This window comes from Pantoea sp. ACRSC (assembly GCF_022346785.1).
Lineage (GTDB): Bacteria > Pseudomonadota > Gammaproteobacteria > Enterobacterales > Enterobacteriaceae > Pantoea > Pantoea alvi.
Window position 1 is genome coordinate 156,975 of sequence record NZ_JAKRNN010000003.1, and the last position, 19,787, is coordinate 176,761.

The 19,787-nt window shown below is 59.8% G+C and carries 13 protein-coding genes; 10 read left to right on the forward strand and 3 right to left on the reverse strand.

The annotated features are described in order from the left end of the window. Positions 1-33: 33 nt before the first annotated feature. On the reverse strand, positions 34-627 hold the full coding sequence (locus MHZ97_RS05510) for a YhgN family NAAT transporter (RefSeq protein WP_103796326.1): 594 nt from the start codon (positions 625-627) through the stop codon (positions 34-36). Between the two features lie 218 nt (positions 628-845). On the opposite strand from MHZ97_RS05510, the gene asd reads away from it, so the two are divergent. From asd to glgP, 6 genes are all read left to right on the forward strand, one after another. Further along, on the forward strand, positions 846-1,955 hold the full coding sequence (gene asd / locus MHZ97_RS05515; RefSeq protein WP_103796327.1) for an aspartate-semialdehyde dehydrogenase: 1,110 nt from the start codon (positions 846-848) through the stop codon (positions 1,953-1,955). 357 nt (positions 1,956-2,312) lie between these two features. Continuing rightward, positions 2,313-4,496: a 1,4-alpha-glucan branching enzyme gene (gene glgB / locus MHZ97_RS05520; protein ID WP_239314905.1), complete on the forward strand. Its 2,184-nt coding sequence runs from the start codon at positions 2,313-2,315 to the stop codon at positions 4,494-4,496. After that, positions 4,493-6,469 (forward strand): glycogen debranching protein GlgX, encoded by a 1,977-nt coding sequence (glgX, locus tag MHZ97_RS05525; protein ID WP_239314904.1) that lies wholly within the window; start codon positions 4,493-4,495, stop codon positions 6,467-6,469. Before glgB ends, glgX begins: the two co-directional genes overlap by 4 nt. A gap of 10 nt (positions 6,470-6,479) precedes the next feature. Continuing rightward, on the forward strand, positions 6,480-7,766 hold the full coding sequence (gene glgC / locus MHZ97_RS05530; RefSeq protein ID WP_103796330.1) for a glucose-1-phosphate adenylyltransferase: 1,287 nt from the start codon (positions 6,480-6,482) through the stop codon (positions 7,764-7,766). Positions 7,767-7,836: 70 nt separating this feature from the next. Beyond that, positions 7,837-9,270: a glycogen synthase GlgA gene (gene glgA / locus MHZ97_RS05535; RefSeq protein WP_103796331.1), complete on the forward strand. Its 1,434-nt coding sequence runs from the start codon at positions 7,837-7,839 to the stop codon at positions 9,268-9,270. A gap of 21 nt (positions 9,271-9,291) precedes the next feature. After that, entirely contained in the window at positions 9,292-11,739 is a 2,448-nt protein-coding gene (gene glgP, locus MHZ97_RS05540; RefSeq protein WP_103796332.1) for a glycogen phosphorylase, read from the forward strand. 1,268 nt (positions 11,740-13,007) lie between these two features. Here glgP and glpD read toward each other — a convergent pair. Next, entirely contained in the window at positions 13,008-14,516 is a 1,509-nt protein-coding gene (gene glpD, locus MHZ97_RS05545; protein ID WP_103796333.1) for a glycerol-3-phosphate dehydrogenase, read from the reverse strand. Between the two features lie 227 nt (positions 14,517-14,743). On the opposite strand from glpD, the gene glpE reads away from it, so the two are divergent. From glpE to malQ, 4 genes are all read left to right on the forward strand, one after another. Next, a complete protein-coding gene (glpE, locus tag MHZ97_RS05550) occupies positions 14,744-15,070 on the forward strand; it encodes a thiosulfate sulfurtransferase GlpE (protein ID WP_239314903.1) in 327 nt (108 codons plus the stop codon). Between the two features lie 33 nt (positions 15,071-15,103). After that, on the forward strand, positions 15,104-15,928 hold the full coding sequence (gene glpG, locus MHZ97_RS05555) for a rhomboid family intramembrane serine protease GlpG (RefSeq protein ID WP_239314906.1): 825 nt from the start codon (positions 15,104-15,106) through the stop codon (positions 15,926-15,928). Between the two features lie 32 nt (positions 15,929-15,960). Further along, positions 15,961-16,719, forward strand: coding sequence for a DeoR/GlpR family transcriptional regulator (locus MHZ97_RS05560; protein WP_033753150.1), 759 nt, complete (start codon positions 15,961-15,963; stop codon positions 16,717-16,719). A 331-nt stretch (positions 16,720-17,050) separates the two neighbouring features. After that, entirely contained in the window at positions 17,051-19,123 is a 2,073-nt protein-coding gene (gene malQ / locus MHZ97_RS05565) for a 4-alpha-glucanotransferase (RefSeq protein ID WP_103796335.1), read from the forward strand. A gap of 43 nt (positions 19,124-19,166) precedes the next feature. Here malQ and nfuA read toward each other — a convergent pair whose 3' ends face one another. Continuing rightward, entirely contained in the window at positions 19,167-19,742 is a 576-nt protein-coding gene (nfuA, locus tag MHZ97_RS05570) for a Fe-S biogenesis protein NfuA (protein ID WP_239314902.1), read from the reverse strand. Between the last annotated feature and the right edge of the window lie 45 nt (positions 19,743-19,787).

Consider the following 19,787-nt stretch of genomic DNA (forward strand, 5'->3'; position numbering starts at 1 on the left):
AAAGCGATTAATCAGACCTAACTTTGCGCTACATCATAATTTCAGGTAGACGCGAATGCCGTCGAGGAACATTTGCGTCGCCAGCATAATCAAAATCAGCCCCATCAGACGCTCCAGCGCGTTGACCCCTTTATCGCCCAGCAGCCGTAAAAATAGCCCTGAAAGCAGCAGGATGGTCACCGTGGCGCCCCAGGCGAGCAGCAGCGCCCCGACCAGGTGCCCCATCTGGTTAGGATACTGATGCGACAGCAGCATCAGCGTCGCCAGCAGCGACGGGCCGGCGACCAGCGGGATCGCCAGCGGCACCAGGAAGGGCTCTTCGCCAGCCGGTAAGCCGCTGGTACTGCTCTCCTCGGACGGGAAAATCATGCGAATGGCGATAAGAAACAGGATCACGCCGCCGGAAATCGACACCGTTTCGGTGCGCAGGTTTAGGAAAGTCAGAATGCGCTCCCCCGCGAAGAGAAACAGCAGCATCAGCACCAGCGCAATCAGCAGCTCGCGGATCAGTACCACGCGCCGACGCTTTGGCTCCAGATGTTTTAACACCGACATAAAAATCGGCAGGTTGCCCAGCGGATCCATAATAAGAAGCAGTAAAATGGTCGCAGAAATCATTTCAGTCATTTTTTTTGGTTATTCCTTACATCCCGACGCGAGGTTATTAGCTGCGCTGCTGAAAAAATTGGCGCAATCGAATTAATTCACTTGCCAGAAAAGCTGCATTTTGTAGAGTTGTTGGGCACAGGTAAATCCATTTATGACGCAGAGCGGAGTGAAAACCCATTCCGTTCTTCCCTTCGGTAAGCAGGTCAGCCGTTATCGCTGACTGAGACGGACAGAAAATGAAGAATGTAGGTTTTATTGGTTGGCGCGGTATGGTCGGCTCCGTGCTGATGTCGCGCATGAGCGAAGAGCGTGATTTTGACGTTATCAATCCGGTCTTCTTCTCCACTTCGCAGCTGGGACAGGCTGCGCCGACGTTTGGCGGCAAGTCCACCGGTGCGCTGCAGGATGCTTTTGATATCGACGCGCTTAAGGCGCTGGATATTATTATCACCTGTCAGGGCGGCGATTATACCAGTGAAGTCTATCCGAAGCTGCGTGCAAGCGGCTGGCAGGGCTACTGGATTGACGCGGCCTCAACGCTGCGCATGAAAGATGATGCCATCATTATTCTCGACCCGGTGAACCATCAGGTGATTCGTCAGGGCCTTGATAAGGGCATTAATACCTTTGTCGGCGGCAACTGCACCGTTAGCCTGATGCTGATGTCGCTGGGCGGCCTGTTTGCTCAGGATCTGGTGGAGTGGGCCTCGGTTGCCACCTACCAGGCGGCATCCGGCGGCGGGGCGCGCCATATGCGTGAACTGCTGACCCAAATGGGCATGCTGCATAACCACGTCGCCACCTCGCTGCAGGATCCGGCATCGGCCATTCTCGACATCGAGCGCAGCGTCACCGAGCTGACCCGCTCCGGCACGCTGCCGACCGATAACTTCGGCGTGCCGCTGGCCGGCAGCCTGATCCCCTGGATTGACAAGCAGCTCGACAACGGCCAGAGCCGCGAAGAGTGGAAAGGCCAGGCGGAAACCAACAAGATCCTCGGCACCCAGAAAACCATTCCGGTTGACGGCCTGTGCGTGCGCGTCGGCGCGCTGCGCTGCCACAGCCAGGCGTTTACCCTGAAGCTGAAAAAAGATGTGCCGCTGGCAGAAATTGAACAGCTGCTGGCATCGCACAACGAATGGGTGAAAGTGGTGCCCAACGACCGCGAGCTGACCATGCGTGAGCTGACGCCCGCAGCGGTCACCGGCACGCTGACCACGCCGGTCGGCCGTCTGCGCAAGCTTAATATGGGGCCGGAATATCTCTCCGCCTTTACCGTTGGCGATCAGCTGCTGTGGGGCGCCGCCGAGCCGCTGCGCCGCATGCTGCGACTGCTGGTCGACTAACAGAAAAAACTAAGCGAAGCCGGGAGTCTCCCGGCTTTTTGCCTGATTATTCTGAAATAAGTCAAACAACTTACCTTCTGTAAGTGATCGGCTTCCCTTTTTTACGTCCCCGCTAACAATTTTTTGTTTTCTGCCCTGGCAACTTGCAAGCCCAAGCTATGATTTAACCATGATGTGCCGGTTGTTGACTGTTTTGCATTTCGCACTGAATAGTTGTTGTACACGGCAAAGTTCTTTTCCCACGGAGTGGTTTCCTTTCTCTGCCGTTGTACGCATGGCTCAATGAAGAGCAGCGCACCTGATGCATGGCTTAGGCCGCGCTCATTTCGCCTGCCACATAATCACAGGAAGAAAGTCATGTCAGAGCTTCCCGATCGCCTGGCGATCAATGCCCTGTTTGCGGGTAACTATTCCGATCCCTTCGCGTTGCTGGGGATGCACCAGACAGCCAACGGGCTGGAAGTCAGGGCGCTGCTGCCCGACGCTTCGGAAGTATGGGTAATTGAAACCAATACCGGGCGCAAAGTCGCCCAGCTGAAATGCCTCGACTCGCGCGGCTTTTTCAGCGCGGTGGTGCCGCGCCGCAAGAATATGTTTCGCTACCAGCTGGCGGTGAACTGGCACGGTCAGCAGAACCTGATCGACGACGCCTATCGCTTCGGGCCGCTGCTGCAGGAGATGGACGCCTGGCTGCTGGCGGAAGGCACCCATCTGCGCCCCTACGAAACCCTGGGCGCGCACGGCGCGGTGATTGACGACGTGCACGGCACGCGCTTCAGCGTCTGGGCACCCAACGCGCAGCGCGTTTCGGTGGTGGGCGATTTCAACTTCTGGGACGGCCGTCGCCATCCGATGCGCTTCCGCCGCGAAATGGGCATCTGGGAGCTGTTTGTGCCCGGCGCGTATAACGGCCAGCTCTATAAATTCGAAATCGTCGATAACAGCGGCCAGCTGCGTATCAAGGCGGATCCTTACGCTTTCGAGGCGCAGATGCGTCCGCAAACCGCGTCGACCATCTGCGGCCTGCCGCCAAAGGTCGAAATGGCCGAAGAGCGCAAGGCGCGCAACGAATTTGACGCGCCGATTTCCATCTATGAAGTTCACCTTGGCTCATGGCGTCGCCATACCGACAACAACTTCTGGCTCAGCTACAAAGAGCTGGCGGAGCAGCTGGTGCCCTATGTCAAAGAGATGGGCTTTACCCATATCGAGCTGATGCCGATCAATGAGCATCCCTTTGATGGCAGCTGGGGCTATCAGCCGCTCGGCATGTATGCGCCGACGCGTCGCTTCGGTACGCGTGACGAGTTCCTCTATTTCATCAACGCCGCGCACGAGGCGGGCCTCAACGTGCTGCTCGACTGGGTGCCGGGCCACTTCCCCAGCGACGATTTCGGCCTGGCGAAGTTCGACGGCACCGAGCTGTATGAGCACAGCGATCCGCGCGAAGGCTATCATCAGGACTGGAACACCCTGATCTACAATTTTGGCCGCCGCGAGGTAAGTAACTATCTGGCGGGCAACGCGCTCTACTGGCTGGAGCGTTACGGCATCGACGGTTTGCGCGTCGATGCGGTGGCCTCGATGATCTACCGCGACTACAGCCGCGCTGAAGGCGAATGGGTGCCGAACCACTACGGCGGGCGGGAGAATCTCGAAGCTATCGCCTTCCTGCGCTACACCAACCGCACGCTGGGACGCGCCGCACCGGGCACCGTCACCATCGCCGAAGAGTCCACCGACTTCAACGGCGTATCGCGTCCGCCGGAATCGGGCGGCCTCGGCTTCTGGTACAAGTGGAACCTGGGCTGGATGCACGACACGCTCGACTTTATGAAGCTTGATCCGGTCTACCGCAGTCATCATCACGACCTGATGAGCTTCGGCATCATGTACAACTACACCGAAAACTTCGTGCTGCCGCTCTCGCACGACGAAGTGGTACACGGCAAGAAGTCGCTGCTGGACCGTATGCCGGGCGATCCCTGGCAGAAGTTCGCTAACCTGCGCGCCTATTACGGCTGGATGTGGGCCTTCCCCGGCAAGAAACTGATGTTTATGGGCGGCGAGTTTGCCCAGGGCAAAGAGTGGAACCACGACGTCAGCCTGGACTGGCATCTGCTGGAGGGGGCGGATAACTGGCACCACGGCGTGCAGCGACTGGTGCGCGACCTTAACCATACCTATCGCCACTTCGCGCCGATGTACCAGCTCGATTTCGACCCGGCTGGCTTTGAGTGGCTGGTGGTGGACGATCGCGAAAACTCCGTCTTCGTCTTTGTGCGCCGCGACCGCGACGGCAACGAAATCATTGTTGCCAGTAACTTTACGCCGGTGCCGCGCCATAACTATCGCTTCGGCGTTAATCAGGCGGGGAGCTGGCGCGAAGTGATCAACACCGATCAGCACAGCTATCACGGCAGCGATACGCGCAATCCGGTGGTGCATACCGATGAGATCGCCAGCCACAACCGGCCGCAGTCGCTGTCGCTGACGCTGCCGCCGCTCGCGACAATCTGGCTGGTGAAGGAGGCGGAATGACGCTGCTTCCGGGACGTGCTGAGCCGCCAGGCGCCAGTTACGACGGTAAGGGCGTTAACTTTACGCTCTTCTCCCGGCATGCCGCGCGCGTCGAGCTTTGCCTGTTTGATGATGGCAAAGAGCGGCGCTTCGATCTGCCTGCGCGAACCGGCGATATCTGGCACGGCTACGCGGCCGCGCTTAAACCGGGCCAGCGCTACGGCTTTCGCGTTCATGGCCCCTGGGCGCCGGAGTGCGGACACCGCTTTAATCCCGCCAAGCTGCTGGTCGATCCCTGCGCCCGCGCGGTTGAGGGCGAGGTAGCGGACGACCCGCGTCTCTACGGCGGTATCGAGCAGCCTGACGAGCAGGACAGCGCCGCCGTGGCCCCTAAGTCGCTGGTGGTGGCGGAGGACTTCGACTGGGAAGGGGATGTCGCCCCGCGCCCCCCCTGGGGCAACACGGTGATTTACGAGGCGCACGTCCGCGGCCTGACGCAGCGACATCCGGAAATTCCGGAATCGCTGCGCGGGACTTACGCTGCGCTTGGCCATCCTGTTATGGTGAATTACCTGCGCCATCTCGGCGTAACCGCGCTGGAGCTGCTGCCGGTAGCCCATTTCGCCAGCGAGCCGCGCCTGCAGCGTCTCGGGCTAAGCAACTACTGGGGCTATAACCCCTTTGCGCTGTGGGCCGTCAATCCGCGCTACGCCTCGCAGCAGAGCGCGTCGCCGCTGGAGGAGTTTCAGCAGGCGGTAAAGAATCTGCATGCGGCAGGGATTGAGGTGCTGCTGGACGTGGTGTTCAACCACACCGCTGAACTGGAGGAGATCGGCCCGACGCTGTCGCAGCGCGGCGTCGATAACGCCAGCTACTACTGGCTGGGGCCGCAGGGCGAGTATCAAAACTGGACCGGATGCGGCAATACCCTCAACCTCAGCGACACCGAGGTGATGAACTGGGCGCTGGAGGCGCTGCGCTACTGGGTGCGCGTCTGCCATGTTGACGGCTTTCGCTTCGATCTGGCACCGGTGCTGGGGCGCACCCCCGATTTTTCGGCGCACGCGCCGCTGTTTGAGGCGATCAAAGCCTGCCCGCTGCTTTCTCAGGTCAAGCTGATCGCTGAACCCTGGGATATCGGGCCGGGTGGCTATCAGGTCGGCAATTTTCCACCGCTGTTCGCCGAATGGAACGACCATTTCCGCGACGATATGCGGCGCTTCTGGCTGCATCGCGACGTCAGCAACGGCGCGTTCGCCCGCCGCTTTGCCGCCTCCAGCGACCTGTTTCAGCGTGACGGCCGCCTGCCGCACGCCGCCGTCAACCTGATAACCGCGCATGACGGCTTTACGCTGCGCGATGTGGTGAGCTTTAACCACAAGCATAACCAGGCCAACGGCGAGGATAACCGCGACGGCAGCAACGGCAATTGCAGCCATAACCACGGCGTGGAAGGGCTGCGCGCCAGCTTCGACGTGATCGAGCGCCGCCGCCTGAGCACGCATGCGCTGCTGACGTCGCTGCTGCTGGCGCAGGGCACGCCGATGCTGCTCGCCGGCGACGAGCGCGGCCACAGCCAGCACGGCAACAACAACGCCTACTGTCAGGATAACCTCCTGACCTGGCTCGACTGGCAGGAAGAAGAGAGCAGTCTGGTAGAATTTACCGCCGCCCTGATCCGTTTGCGTCAGCAGATCCCGGCGTTAACCGCCGATCGCTGGTGGCAAGAGGGCGACGGCAATGTGCAGTGGTTCAATGCCAGCGGCAAACCACTGCAGCGAGAGGAGTGGGAGCAGAAGGCGCACAGAATGCAGATCCTGCTCTCCGGCCGCTGGTTAATAACAATAAACGCCACGGATTCGGTGAGTGACATCGCCTTACCAGACGGAGAATGGCGTGCCGTTCCTCCTTTCGCCGGGGATGACAACCCCATTTTGTCGACTGTCTGGCATGGTCCCGCACACGGTGTGTGCGTGTTCCAAAAGCAATCATAAGGAGTCAGACATGGTTAAGTTAGACAGAACCGATCACCTGATGCTGGCCCGCCAGCTCCCTACACAGACGGTTGCGCTGATCCTCGCCGGGGGAAGAGGCACGCGCCTGAAAGACCTGACCGCTAAACGCGCCAAGCCCGCGGTGCACTTTGGCGGCAAGTTTCGCATCATCGACTTTGCTCTTTCGAACTGCATTAACTCGGGCATCCGCCGCATCGGCGTGATAACGCAGTACCAGTCGCATACGCTAACGCAGCACGTTCAGCGCGGCTGGTCTATCTTCAACGAAGAGATGAATGAATTTGTGGATTTGCTGCCGGCGCAGCAGCGAACGCAGACTGAACACTGGTATCGCGGCACCGCTGACGCCGTGACCCAGAACCTCGACATTATTCGCCGCTATCAGGCGCAGTACATCGTGATTCTGGCCGGGGATCATATTTATAAAATGGACTATTCGCGCATGCTGCTCGACCACGTCGACGCCAACGCGAAGTGCACCATCGCCTGTCTGCCCGTGCCGCTGCACGAAGCGACCGCCTTTGGCGTAATGGCGGTGGATGAACACAATAAAGTGATCGACTTTGTAGAGAAACCGCCGCAGCCGCCCGCCATGCCCGGCGACGATACGCAGGCGCTGGCCAGCATGGGGATCTACGTGTTTAACGCCGATTATCTCTATCAGCTGCTGGAGGAAGATCTCCAGGAGCCGGAGTCCAACCACGACTTTGGTAAAGATATTCTGCCGAAAGTGGTGGCGAGCGGCGAAGGGTACGCCCATTCGTTTACGCTCTCCTGTGTACAGCAGGATGAAAATTCGCCGCCTTACTGGCGCGATGTCGGGACGCTGGAAGCCTACTGGCGCGCTAACCTCGATCTCGCATCTGTGACGCCGGAACTGGATATGTACGACATTACCTGGCCGATCCGCACGCATATGGAGCCGTTGCCGCCCGCTAAGTTCGTGCAGGATCGCTCGGGCAGCCACGGCATGACGATGAATTCGCTGATCTCTGGCGGCACCATCATCTCCGGCTCGGTCGTGGTGAATTCCGTCTTGTTCCCGCGCGTGCGCGTTAACTCGTTTTGCAATATCGATTCCGCCGTACTGCTGCCGGACGTGGTGGTAGGACGCTCCTGCCGTCTGCGTCGCTGCGTGATCGACCGCGCCTGCGTACTGCCGGAAGGTATGGTGATAGGAGAGAATCCTGACGAGGATAGTCGTCGGTTTTACCGTTCAGAAGAGGGGATCGTTCTGGTCACACGCGCCATGCTTGCCAGGCTGGCCAGCGCGTAGCCGACAACGATAACAAGCACCATATAATCGACGCGAGGATCGCGCCCGATCACTTATTAAGAGGCCGAGGATGCAGGTTTTACATGTCTGTTCAGAACTTTTTCCGCTGCTAAAAACCGGCGGGTTGGCTGATGTTGTTGGGGCATTGCCACAGGCGCAGATTGCGGATGGAACGGATACGCGGGTGCTGTTGCCCGCTTTTCCCGATTTGCGCAAAGGGATCCCTGAAACGGAGGTGGTGGCCGAGCTGCAGACTTTTGCCGGTCCGACACGGCTGCTGTTTGGTCATTTCAACGGCGTCGGCATCTATCTGATCGACGTGCCGGAGCTTTATGACCGGCCCGGCAGCCCGTATCACGATACGTCGCAGTTTGCCTATGTGGATAACTATCTGCGCTTCGCGCTGCTGGGCTGGATGGGATGCGAAATCGCCAGCGGGCTCGACACCTACTGGCGGCCCGATATCGTGCATGCGCACGACTGGCATGCGGGCCTGACCTGCGCCTATCTGGAGGCGCGTGGACGTCCGGCGAAATCGGTGTTTACCGTCCACAACCTGGCCTATCAGGGGCTGTTCAACGCGCGCCATCTGGACGAAATTGAGCTGCCGCGATCCTTTTTCGACATGCACGGGCTGGAGTTCTACGGACAGATCTCCTATCTGAAGGCGGGCCTCTTTTACGCCGACCATATCACCGCCGTTAGCCCGACCTATGCGCATGAAATTACGCGCCCGGAATTTGGCTACGGTATGGAGTCGCTGCTGGAGCAGCGGCTGCGTGAAGGGCGCCTGAGCGGCATTCTTAACGGCGTCGATCCCGGTATCTGGGATCCGGCGCACGATCTGCTGCTCAGCGCGCGCTACAACCGCGACACGCTGGAGGCGAAGGCGGAGAACAAACGGCAGCTGCAGATCGCCATGGGGCTGAAGGTGGACGACAGCGTGCCGGTGTTTGCGGTGATCAGCCGTCTGACGCGGCAAAAAGGGCTGGACCTGGTGCTGGAGGCGCTGCCAGGCCTGCTGGCGCAGGGCGGCCAGCTGGTGCTGCTGGGACAGGGCGACGCGGAGCTGCAGCAGGGCTTCCTTGCGGCGGCAGCGGAGCATCCCGGTAGCGTTGGCGTGCAGATCGGCTATCACGAAGCCTTCTCGCACCGCATCGTCGGCGGCGCGGACGTCATTATGGTGCCGAGCCGGTTTGAACCCTGCGGGCTGACGCAGCTCTACGGTCTCAAATATGGCACGCTGCCGCTGGTGCGGCGCACGGGCGGCCTGGCCGATACGGTTAACGACAGCTCGCTGGAGAACCTGGCCGACGGCATCGCCAGCGGATTCAGCTTTGAAGACAGTAACGCCTGGTCGCTGCTGCGGGCGATTCGACGTGCTTTTGTATTGTGGTCGCGGCCTTCTCTCTGGCGTTACGTTCAGCGACAGGCGATGGGGATGGATTTCAGTTGGCAAGTGGCCGCGCAGGCCTACCGCGATCTTTACCAACGTTTGCTGTAACCAGAGATTGGGATAACTGATATGAATGCTCCTTTCACCTATACGTCGCCGACACTGACGGTCGAAGCGCTGAAACACTCGATTGCCTATAAGCTGATGTTTACCATCGGTAAAGATCCTTCCGTGGCGAACCAGCATGACTGGCTCAACGCCTCGCTGCTGGCGGTGCGCGACCGCATGGTGGAGCGCTGGCTGCGCTCCAGCCGCGCGCAGCTGTCGCAGGATGTCCGCCAGGTTTACTACCTGTCGATGGAGTTTCTGCTGGGCCGGACGTTGGGCAACGCTTTAATGGCAATGGGCATTTATGACGATCTCAATCAGGCGCTGGACGAGATGGGACTAAATCTTGCCGATCTGATGGAAGAAGAGAACGACCCCGGCCTCGGTAACGGCGGGCTGGGGCGACTGGCCGCCTGTTTTCTCGACTCGCTCGCCACGCTGGGCCTGCCGGGACGCGGCTACGGCATCCGCTATGATTACGGCATGTTCCGGCAGAATATTATCGACGGCGAGCAGAAAGAGTCGCCCGATTACTGGCTGGAGTATGGCAACCCCTGGGAGTTCCAGCGCTACAACACGCGCTACAAGGTGCGCTTCGGCGGCCGCATTCAGCATGAGGGAGCGAAGGTCCGCTGGCTGGAAACCGAAGAGATCGTCGCGATGGCGTACGATCAAATCATTCCCGGCTTCGACACCGACGCCACCAATACGCTGCGCCTGTGGGGCGCGCAGGCGAGTAACGAAATCAACCTGGGCAAATTCAACCAGGGCGATTACTTTGCTGCGGTAGAAGATAAAAACCACTCGGAAAACGTCTCGCGCGTGCTCTATCCCGACGATTCAACCTACTCGGGACGCGAGCTGCGTCTGCGTCAGGAGTATTTCCTGGTGTCCGCCACGGTGCAGGATATCCTTAACCGTCACTGGCAGATGCACAAAACCTGGTCCAACCTTGCGGACAAGATCGCCATCCACCTTAACGATACCCATCCGGTGCTGGCGATCCCGGAGCTGATGCGTCTGCTGATCGACGAGCACAAGTTCACCTGGGACGATGCGTTTGAAGTAACCTGTCAGGTCTTCTCCTACACCAACCACACGCTGATGAGCGAGGCGCTGGAAACCTGGCCGGTAGAGATGATCGGCAAGATCCTGCCGCGCCATCTCGGCATTATTTTCGAGATCAACGACTACTTCCTGAAGACCATTCAGGAGTACTACCCCGATGACTGGGATCTGCTGTCGCGTATTTCGATCATTGATGAGAATAATGGCCGCCGTATTCGTATGGCGTGGCTGGCGGTGGTGGTGAGCCACAAGGTTAACGGCGTCTCTGAGCTGCACTCCAATCTGATGGTGCAGTCGCTGTTCGCCGACTTTGCGCGTCTGTTCCCGGGCCGTTTCTGCAACAAGACCAACGGCGTGACGCCGCGTCGCTGGCTGGCGCTGGCTAACCCGGCGCTGTCGGAACTGCTGGATGAGGAGATTGGCCGCACCTGGCGTACCGATCTTAGCCAGCTCGCCGAGCTGAACCAGCAGATCGACTATCCGGCGTTTATCGAGAAAGTTGCCGACGCCAAGTTTGATAACAAGCGCCGCCTGGCGGACTGGGTGGCGAAGAATATGGATGTGGTGCTGGATCCCCACGCGCTGTTCGACGTGCAGATCAAGCGCATCCATGAATATAAACGTCAGCTGCTGAACGTGCTGCACGTTATCACCCGCTATAACCGTATCAAGGCCGATCCCAGCGCTGACTGGGTGCCGCGCGTGAATATCTTTGCCGGCAAGGCGGCTTCGGCCTACTACACCGCCAAGCATATTATTCACCTGATCAACGATGTGGCGAGCGTGATCAATAACGATCCGCAGGTGAAGAACAAGCTGAAGGTAGTGTTTATCCCGAACTACAGCGTCAGCCTGGCGCAGATCATTATTCCGGCGGCGGATCTCTCCGAACAGATTTCGACGGCGGGCACCGAGGCGTCGGGCACCAGCAATATGAAGTTCGCGCTTAACGGCGCGCTGACCATCGGCACGCTGGACGGTGCCAACGTAGAGATGCTGGAGCATGTGGGTGAGGAGAATATCTTTATTTTCGGCAATACCACGCCGCAGGTCGAAGCGTTGCGCAGCGGCGGTTACAACCCGCGTAAATATTACGAAGAGGATGCCGAGCTGCATCAGGTGCTGACGCAAATCGCCTCGGGCGTTTTCAGCCCGCAGGAGCCAGGCCGCTACCGCAATCTGTTCGATTCGCTGGTGAACTTTGGCGACCACTATCAGCTGCTGGCGGATTACCGCAGCTATGTGGATACCCAGGATAAGGTGGATGAGCTCTATCGTAAGCCGGAGGAGTGGCAGCGTCGCGCTGCGCTGAATATTGCCAATATGGGGTATTTCTCTTCTGACCGTACGATTCAGGAGTATGCGGATGAGATTTGGCATATTAAGCCAGTGAGGTTGTGAGGGGTTTGCGTGCTGCGCAGGCGGCTCTGAGCGGGTTTCGTTCGGCTGGCGGGTTGCCTGCTGCGCAGGTGGCTCTGAGCGGGTTTCGTTCGGCTGGTGGGTTGCCCGCTGCGCAGGCGGCTCTGAGCGGGGCTCGTTCGCTGGGCGGGATGCCTGCTGCGCAGGCGGCTCTGAGCAGGTTTCGTTCGCCCGGCAGCCGGGCAGTTTCATTTCGCCCTCTGCGGGCGACCGAGCAGGGCCGGTAGGCGCCGGCCCTGCACCCGCGCCCTGGGCCAGCTCACCCGCCCGCTGCGCGGGTTCCTTCGCTCTGTCAGGATTTCTGACGGACCGGCTGGATTCGCCATCCCTGGCTCATGCCAGCCTCTTCGCGGCATCCCTGCCGCTCGTCCTGAAATCCTTCCTCCGCTCAGCGGCTGCGATGGCCCCCACAATCCCCGCTGCACATCCTGACTCTTAAAGGCGCGACCTTATCGCTGAAAGCGTGAACCTTGCATACAGACGACGCCGTCGTTAATAAAAATCGTAACCTCATCGCTGTAAGCGTGAATCATGTATTCAGACGACACAGCCGTTAATAAAAACTGCAACCTTGTCGCTGCAAGCGTGAAGCATGTATTCAGACGACACCGTCGTTAATAAAAATCGCAACCTTATCGCTGTAAGGGCGAACCCTGCATCCTGCATACAGACAACGCAGCCGTTAATAAAAAACAGGGAAATTACAGGCGGGGCAGTATCAGAGGCATCCGACACGCTGAGGTGCGCACGGCGGCCAGGGCGAGCCGACAGGACGTCGGCGAGAGGGAGGGCCAGGCCAGGACGGCCTGTCCCGACCGGTCCGTGCGGCCGACGTAAGCAACGAAGGAACCGCGCGGAGCGCGGCGTGGAGGCTGCCGGAAGCCGGGATTGTTAAGGGGCTGGCGAGCCCCTTAACACGCACGCCGGCAGCGGAGCTGCTGAAACTCCCTGCCGCCTGGCGGGCGGAACCCGCTCAGAGCCTCACCTGCCGCGCAGTCAACCCCCCAGCGGGCGGCCCCCGCTCAGCGCCCGTTCGTGCAGCGAACAAAAGTCACCTGCTGCACAGTCAACCCCCAGCGGGCGGCCCCCGCTCAGCGCCCGTTCGCGCAGCGAACACAAGCCGCCTGCCGCGCAGTCAACCCCCCCATCGGGCGGAACCCCGCTCAGCCCCCATTCGCGCAGCGAACCTGATCCGCCTGCCCAGCAGGCAAAAAAAAACGGGGCTATCGCCCCGTTAATCTAACTCTTCTTTAGCTCGCCAGCGACAAACTCGGCTTCTGGCTATGCATCGCCAGCCACTCCGCCACGCGCGCCTGCTGCGCCTCGTTCAGCCACATCCCTTGCTTGGTGCGGCGCCAGATAGCGTCATCCAGTTCGCGCACCCACTCGTTCTGCACCAGATAGCGCAGCTCGGCTTCATAAAAATCGTGACCAAAGTTCTCGCCCAGGTCCTCAAGGCGAGTCGCGCCGTCGAGCAGCGTCTCAGTGCTGCTGCCGTAGGTGCGGGCGAAATGACGCGCCATACCTTCGGTAATAAACGGATAACGACGACGCAGGCTGGCAGCGTAATCTTCACGGGTACCGGCAATATCGCCGCCCGGCAGCACGCAGTTTTTCGTCCATGCCGGACCAGCATCAGGGAAATACTTCGTCAGCTTCTCCAGCGCGTGCTCAGCCAGCTTACGGTAGGTGGTCAGCTTGCCGCCGAACACCGACAGCAGCGGCGCCTGACCGTTATCGTCGCGCACGTCCAGCGTATAGTCGCGGGTAATCGCCTGCGGTGAATCAGATTCATCGTCACACAGCGGACGCACGCCGGAGTAGCTCCAGACCACGTCGTTGCGCGCCAGCGGCTTCTTGAAGTGGCTGTTGTAAATCTTGAGCAGATAGTCGATCTCGCTCTCGTCGATTTTGACGTTCTTCGGATCGCCTTTATATTCCACGTCGGTGGTGCCGATAATGGAGAAATCGTCCATCCACGGAATAACAAACACGATGCGGTTATCTTCGTTCTGCAGAATGTAAGACTGCTTCTCGTTATGCACGCGAGGCACCACGATATGGCTGCCTTTAATCAGGCGAATGCCGTAAGGCGATTTCAGCTTCAGGCCGTCGTCGAACAGCTGCTTAACCCAGGGGCCAGCCGCATTCACCAGCGCTTTTGCGCGCCAGGTATAGGTTTTACCGCTGTCGACATCTTCCGCTTCCACCATCCACAGGCCGTTTTCACGCCAGGCGCGCGTCACGCGAGTGCGGGTACGCACCTCGCCGCCGCGCTTCACCACTTCCTGTGCGTTCAATACTACCAGGCGCGCATCGTCTACCCAGCAGTCTGAATATTCGAAACCGCGCGTGATTTCCGGCTTAAGGGCCGAATCCGCGCCAAAACGCAGGCTCTTACTGCCCGGCAGGCTGGTGCGTTTGCCGAGGTGATCGTATAAAAACAGGCCAGCGCGGATCATCCACGCCGGACGCAGATGGGGACGGTGCGGCAGACGGAAGCGCATCGGGAAAGCGATATGCGGTGCCATCTTCAGCAGCACTTCACGCTCGGCCAGCGCCTCGCTGACCAGACGGAATTCATAGTGTTCGAGGTAGCGCAGGCCGCCGTGAATCAGCTTTGAACTGGCGGAAGAGGTCGCGCAAGCCAGGTCCCGCGCCTCCAGCATCAGCACTGACAGGCCGCGTCCTGCAGCGTCTGCTGCAATGCCGGCACCGTTGATGCCGCCGCCGATCACGATCAGGTCTTTGGTTTCCACGTCATCTCCTCCGATGTTCGGAATAGTTCATTAATGTTCGTTTTCGAGCATAATCATAATCGCAAACCAACATTGATGCCAGTGTTTAACGTGGTAAAAACATTTTAGCGTGATATAGCTAACATTCTTGTTGATAAATAAATACAAAGCCGGACCCTTTGTCAGGTTATTGGGACTGCTTATCGGGTTACACTAGAGGGTAATTGTGACGTCTTAACGAGAGAATCATGGAAACCTTCGAATGCATTAACGTTCAGCAGGCCAACGAACATCTGGCACAGGGCGCGCAGCTGGTCGATATTCGCGATCCGCAGAGCTTCGCCCTCGGCCATGCGGAAAAGGCACTGCACCTGAGCAACGGCAACCTTAACGACTTCTTGTCCAGCGCCAGCCGCGAGCTGCCGGTGCTGGTGATGTGCTATCACGGCAACAGCAGCAAAGGCGCCGCGCAATATTTGCTGAGTCAGGGCTTCAGCGCCGCCTACAGCATCGATGGCGGTTTTGACGCCTGGCGCGCCGCGTTTCCGGCGCAGGTTGTCACCGGCGACGCGTGAGCCGCGCCTGATGAACAAGGAGAGTGAGTAATGGTGCGTATTACGCAGTTTAATAACCCGCGCATGGCGCAGGCGTTTGTCGACTATATGGCGACGCGCGGCGTCGCGCTGCGCATTGAGCAGGATGGTCACTACCTCATCCTGCTCGATGACGAGAGCCAGCTTGAAATGGTCGAAAACGAACTTCAGCAGTTCGTGCGCCAGCCGGACCATCCTCGCTATCAGGCCGCCAGCTGGCATACCGGTAACACCAAAAGCGGCCTGCGCTACGAGCGCAGCAACCTGTGGGGCAATATTCGCGATCGCGCCGGTCCGCTCACCATGGCCGTGCTTTTTGCCTGTATCGCGGTATTTATCCTGATGCAGATTTTTGGCGATCAGACGGTGCTGCTGTGGCTGAGCTGGCCGGACGGGCCGGGCCAGTATCTTCAGGTGTGGCGCTGGTTCAGCCATGCGCTGCTGCACTTTTCGCTGCTGCATATCCTGTTCAACCTGATGTGGTGGTGGTATCTCGGCGGCGCGGTGGAGAAGCGGCTCGGCAGCGGCAAGCTGTTTGTCATTATGCTGATCTCGGCGCTGCTCAGCGGCTTCGTACAGGCGAAATTTAGCGGCATCTGGTTCGGCGGTTTGTCGGGCGTAGTCTATGCGCTGATGGGCTACTGCTGGCTGCGCGGCGAGCGCGACCCTGAAAGCGGCGTCTATCTGGAACGCGGACTGATTGGTTTCGCTATTGTGTGGCTGGTGATCGGCTGGTATGGCGCGTTCGGGCTCGCCATCGCCAACGGCGCCCACGTCGCCGGTCTGCTGGTCGGGCTGGCGATGGCCTTTGTCGACACCCGTGCAGTGCGGCGCCGTTAGCGCCGGATAAGAAGAGAAAACAGGAGAGTAATGTGAAGCAGACGCAACGTCATGACGCCATTATCGATCTGGTCCGGCGTCAGGGATATGTCAGTACCGAAGAGCTGGTAGAACATTTTGAGGTAAGCCCGCAAACCATCCGTCGCGATCTCAACGACCTCGCCGATCAGAATAAAATTCAGCGCCATCACGGCGGCGCGGCGCTGCCGTCCAGTTCTGAAAATACCGCCTGGCAGGAACGTAAGATGATGTGGTCGGCGGAAAAAGCGCGCATCGCCGAACGCGTCGCCAGCGAAATTCCAGACGGCGCGACCTTGTTTATCGATATCGGCACGACGCCGGAGGCGGTGGCCTATGCGCTGCTGAACCATAAGAATCTGCGCGTGGTAACCAACAATATCAATGTGGCGACGCTGCTGATGTGTAAGCCCGATTTTCGCCTGATTATCGCAGGCGGCGAAGTGCGCACGCGCGACGGCGGCATTATGGGAGAAGCGACCCTCGACTTTATCTCTCAGTTCCGCCTCGACTACGGCATCCTCGGCATCAGCGGCATCGATATGGACGGGTCGCTGCTGGAGTTTGACTACCACGAGGTGCGCACCAAGCGCGCCATTATCGAAAACTCACGCTGCGTGATGCTGGTGGTTGACCATTCGAAATTCGGCCGCAACGCAATGGTAAATCTCGGCAATATGGGGCTGATCGACCAGCTCTATACCGACAAGCAGCCGCCCGCCAGCATTATGAAGGTGATTGAGCAGCATGAGGTGCAGCTCGAACTCTGCTGATTGCGCAAAAGGTGCCTCTGAGCTGGTGCCATCGCACCGGCGTAACAGCAGCATCTTTGCCGGCTCGACCCGCATAAATACGCACCTCATCGTTGAGGTGCGCCTCAAACAGCCAACGCGTTGCGTTGCTTAAACGCGCTCCCGCCGTTGTCCCTGTTGCGCTTCAGACCCTTCCGCTCGTTGCTTGCGTTTCTGATCAGCCCGCCTTTTTCTTTGTTTCCTGTCGATTTTTTCCCCAGCGCCGTCTTTACTTAATGCTCTGTTTGCCTGCGCGCAAACATCTATCACACCGCAACTCAATGGCATTGGATGAAGACGCTAAGGGGACAGCATGAAAGAGAGCGCACTGGATCGCGCGGCAGTAGCCGCCGGAATCTCCCTGACCTATACCAACGCCAAAGGCGAACCGGAAGCCATCAGCGACGAAACCAAGCGCGCGCTGCTTGCGGTCATGGGCGATGCCACAAAAGAGAAGGGTGCGCCGCTGCCGCCGGTGCAGGTATTGAGCGGCGGCGCAGCGCGCCAGCTTAACCCGGAAGGGCGCGGCCGCTATCAGTGGCGGCTGCGCAGCGAAAAGGGCCGCGAGTTTAGCGGTGAACTTGAGGCCGGCGAGCCTTTTAAGCTGCCGTCGCCGCTCGGGCATGGCTATCACCAGCTGACCCTGACTAAAGGCCGGAAGCAGTGGCAGACGCGCCTGATCCTGACGCCGCGCCGCTGCTGGCTGCCCGCGCCGCTGCGCAACGGCGAGAAGCGCTGGGGCGCGCTGGTGCAGCTCTATACCGTGCGCTCCGCCGATAACTGGGGCATCGGCGATTTTGGCGATCTGCAGCAGCTGCTGGAGCAGGTGGCGCGCCAGGGCGGTGACTTCGTCGGGCTTAATCCGCTGCATGCGCTCTATCCCGCAACACCCGATTTCGCCAGTCCTTACAGCCCCTCGTCGCGCCGCTGGCTGAACATTATCTATATCAGCGTGGCGCAGCTGGAAGATTTTCAGCAGAGCGCCGCGGCGCAAAAGTGGTGGAAAGCGGCGAAAACCCAGCGCGCGCTGGCAAAAGCGCGCGATAGCGAATTTGTTGATTACGAAACGGTGATGGCGCTGAAGCTTGCCGCGCTGCGTCACGCCTGGGCGCAGTTCAGCCTGCGCGCGGAAGATGACGCGCAGCGGCAGGCATTCGCCGCCTTCGTTGATGACGGCGGCGACAGCCTGCGCTATCAGGCGGCCTACGACGGCCTGCAGGCGGAGCGCCGCGCCGGAGATGCGGACGCCTGGGGCTGGCCCGCCTGGCCGGAAAGCTGGCGCAACAGCCAGTCGCCTGAGGTACAGCGCTGGTGCGAAACCCATGAAGAGGAGATTGCCTTCTGGCAGTGGCTGCAGTGGCTGGCGCAAACCCAGTTCGCTCAGTGCTGGGCGCGCAGCCAGGCGCTGAAGATGACGGTAGGGCTCTATCGCGATCTGGCGGTGGGCGTGGCGGAAGGCAGCGCAGAGACCTGGCACGATCCTGAGCTCTATCGCCTGGAAGCCTCGGTCGGCGCGCCGCCGGATCGCCTCGGACCGCTGGGACAAAACTGGGGCCTGCCACCGATGGATCCGCACGTGATGCGGGCGCGTGGCTATCAGCCTTTTATCGACATGCTGCGCGCCAATATGCGCGACTGCGGCGCGCTACGCATCGATCACGTTATGGCGCTGCTGCGGCTGTGGTGGGTGCCAAAAGGAGAAACTGCCGATAAAGGCGCCTACGTCAGCTATCCGGTACAGGATCTGCTGGGCATTCTGGCGCTGGAGAGCCAGCGGCATCGCTGCATGGTTATTGGCGAAGATCTCGGGACGGTACCGCCGGAAATTGTCGGCCTGCTGCGCGCCAGCGGCGTGTTTTCATGGAAAGTGATGTGGTTTGAGCAGCAGCGCGACGGCAGCTATCGTCTGCCCGGTGACTATCCGCGTCAGTCGATCGCCAGCGCCAGCACGCACGATCTGCCGACGCTGAGCGGCTTCTGGAACGCGGGCGACTTCGCGCTGGGGGAGAAGCTCAAGCTCTATCCCGGCAAAGAGGTGCTGCAGTCGCTGCATGAACAGCGCGCGAAACAGAAACAGGCGCTGCTGGACGCACTGCATCAGGCGGGCGCGATGCCGGCGCGCAGCGCGCGTCAGGCGGATAAGCTGGCGATGACGCCCGCCCTCAATCTGGCGATGCATAAATTTCTCGCGGCAACCGGCAGCGCGCTGCTCGGCCTGCAGCCTGAAGACTGGATAGGGATGACCACCCCGGTGAACGTGCCGGGCACCGTTGATCAATACCCCAACTGGCGACGCAAGCTGGCGCAGCCGCTGGAGGCGATCTTTACGGATAAAGCGGTGACGAAGCTGTTAAAGGCGGTGAGTCAGACGCGCAGAGGGGAATAGCGGATGGCGCGCGACGGTCAGGGACTGTCGCGCGTCGAGGCGATTAGTAGTAGGAGTGCTCGCCGCGCTGGTGCTCGGTGATATCGCGCACGCCTTTCAGTTCCGGGAAAGCAGCCTGCAGCTCTTTCTCGATACCATCTTTCAGAGTGACGTCAATCATCGAGCAGCCGTTGCAGCCGCCGCCGAACTGCAGGATGGCGAAACCGTCGTCGGTGATCTCCATCAGCGAGACGCGACCGCCGTGACCGGCGAGCTGCGGGTTAATCTGCGCCTGCAGCAGGTACTCAACACGCTCCGCCAGCGGCGCGTCGTCAGAGACTTTGCGCATTTTGGCGTTCGGCGCTTTCAGCGTCAGCTGAGAGCCGAGATTGTCGGTCACGAAGTCGATTTCGGCGTCTTCAAGGTAAGGCGCGCTCAGCTCATCAACGTAGGCCGAAAGCTTCTCGAACTTCAGCTCGGTGTCGGTCGCTTCTACCGCGTCCGGCGGGCAGTAAGAGACGCCGCACTCGGCGGTCGGCGTACCCGGGTTAATAACGAATACGCGAATCTGGGTGCCATCTTCCTGTTTTGACAGCAGTTTAGCGAAGTGCTCCTGGGCAGAGTCTGTAATTCGGATCATGGCAATTGCTCAATAGTTGACTAATTTAGTTGGTTATAATACGCC

What these genes read in the sequence shown, in the direction of transcription:
- malQ (WP_103796335.1), top strand. Translation starts at nt 17,051, where the DNA reads ATGAAAGAGAGCGCACTGGATCGCGCGGCAGTAGCCGCCGGAATCTCC.
- glgX (WP_239314904.1), top strand. Translation starts at nt 4,493, where the DNA reads ATGACGCTGCTTCCGGGACGTGCTGAGCCGCCAGGCGCCAGTTACGAC.
- glgB (WP_239314905.1), top strand. Translation starts at nt 2,313, where the DNA reads ATGTCAGAGCTTCCCGATCGCCTGGCGATCAATGCCCTGTTTGCGGGT.
- glgP (WP_103796332.1), top strand. Translation starts at nt 9,292, where the DNA reads ATGAATGCTCCTTTCACCTATACGTCGCCGACACTGACGGTCGAAGCG.
- MHZ97_RS05510 (WP_103796326.1), bottom strand. Translation starts at nt 627, where the DNA reads ATGACTGAAATGATTTCTGCGACCATTTTACTGCTTCTTATTATGGAT.
- asd (WP_103796327.1), top strand. Translation starts at nt 846, where the DNA reads ATGAAGAATGTAGGTTTTATTGGTTGGCGCGGTATGGTCGGCTCCGTG.
- glpE (WP_239314903.1), top strand. Translation starts at nt 14,744, where the DNA reads ATGGAAACCTTCGAATGCATTAACGTTCAGCAGGCCAACGAACATCTG.
- glgA (WP_103796331.1), top strand. Translation starts at nt 7,837, where the DNA reads ATGCAGGTTTTACATGTCTGTTCAGAACTTTTTCCGCTGCTAAAAACC.
- glgC (WP_103796330.1), top strand. Translation starts at nt 6,480, where the DNA reads ATGGTTAAGTTAGACAGAACCGATCACCTGATGCTGGCCCGCCAGCTC.
- nfuA (WP_239314902.1), bottom strand. Translation starts at nt 19,742, where the DNA reads ATGATCCGAATTACAGACTCTGCCCAGGAGCACTTCGCTAAACTGCTG.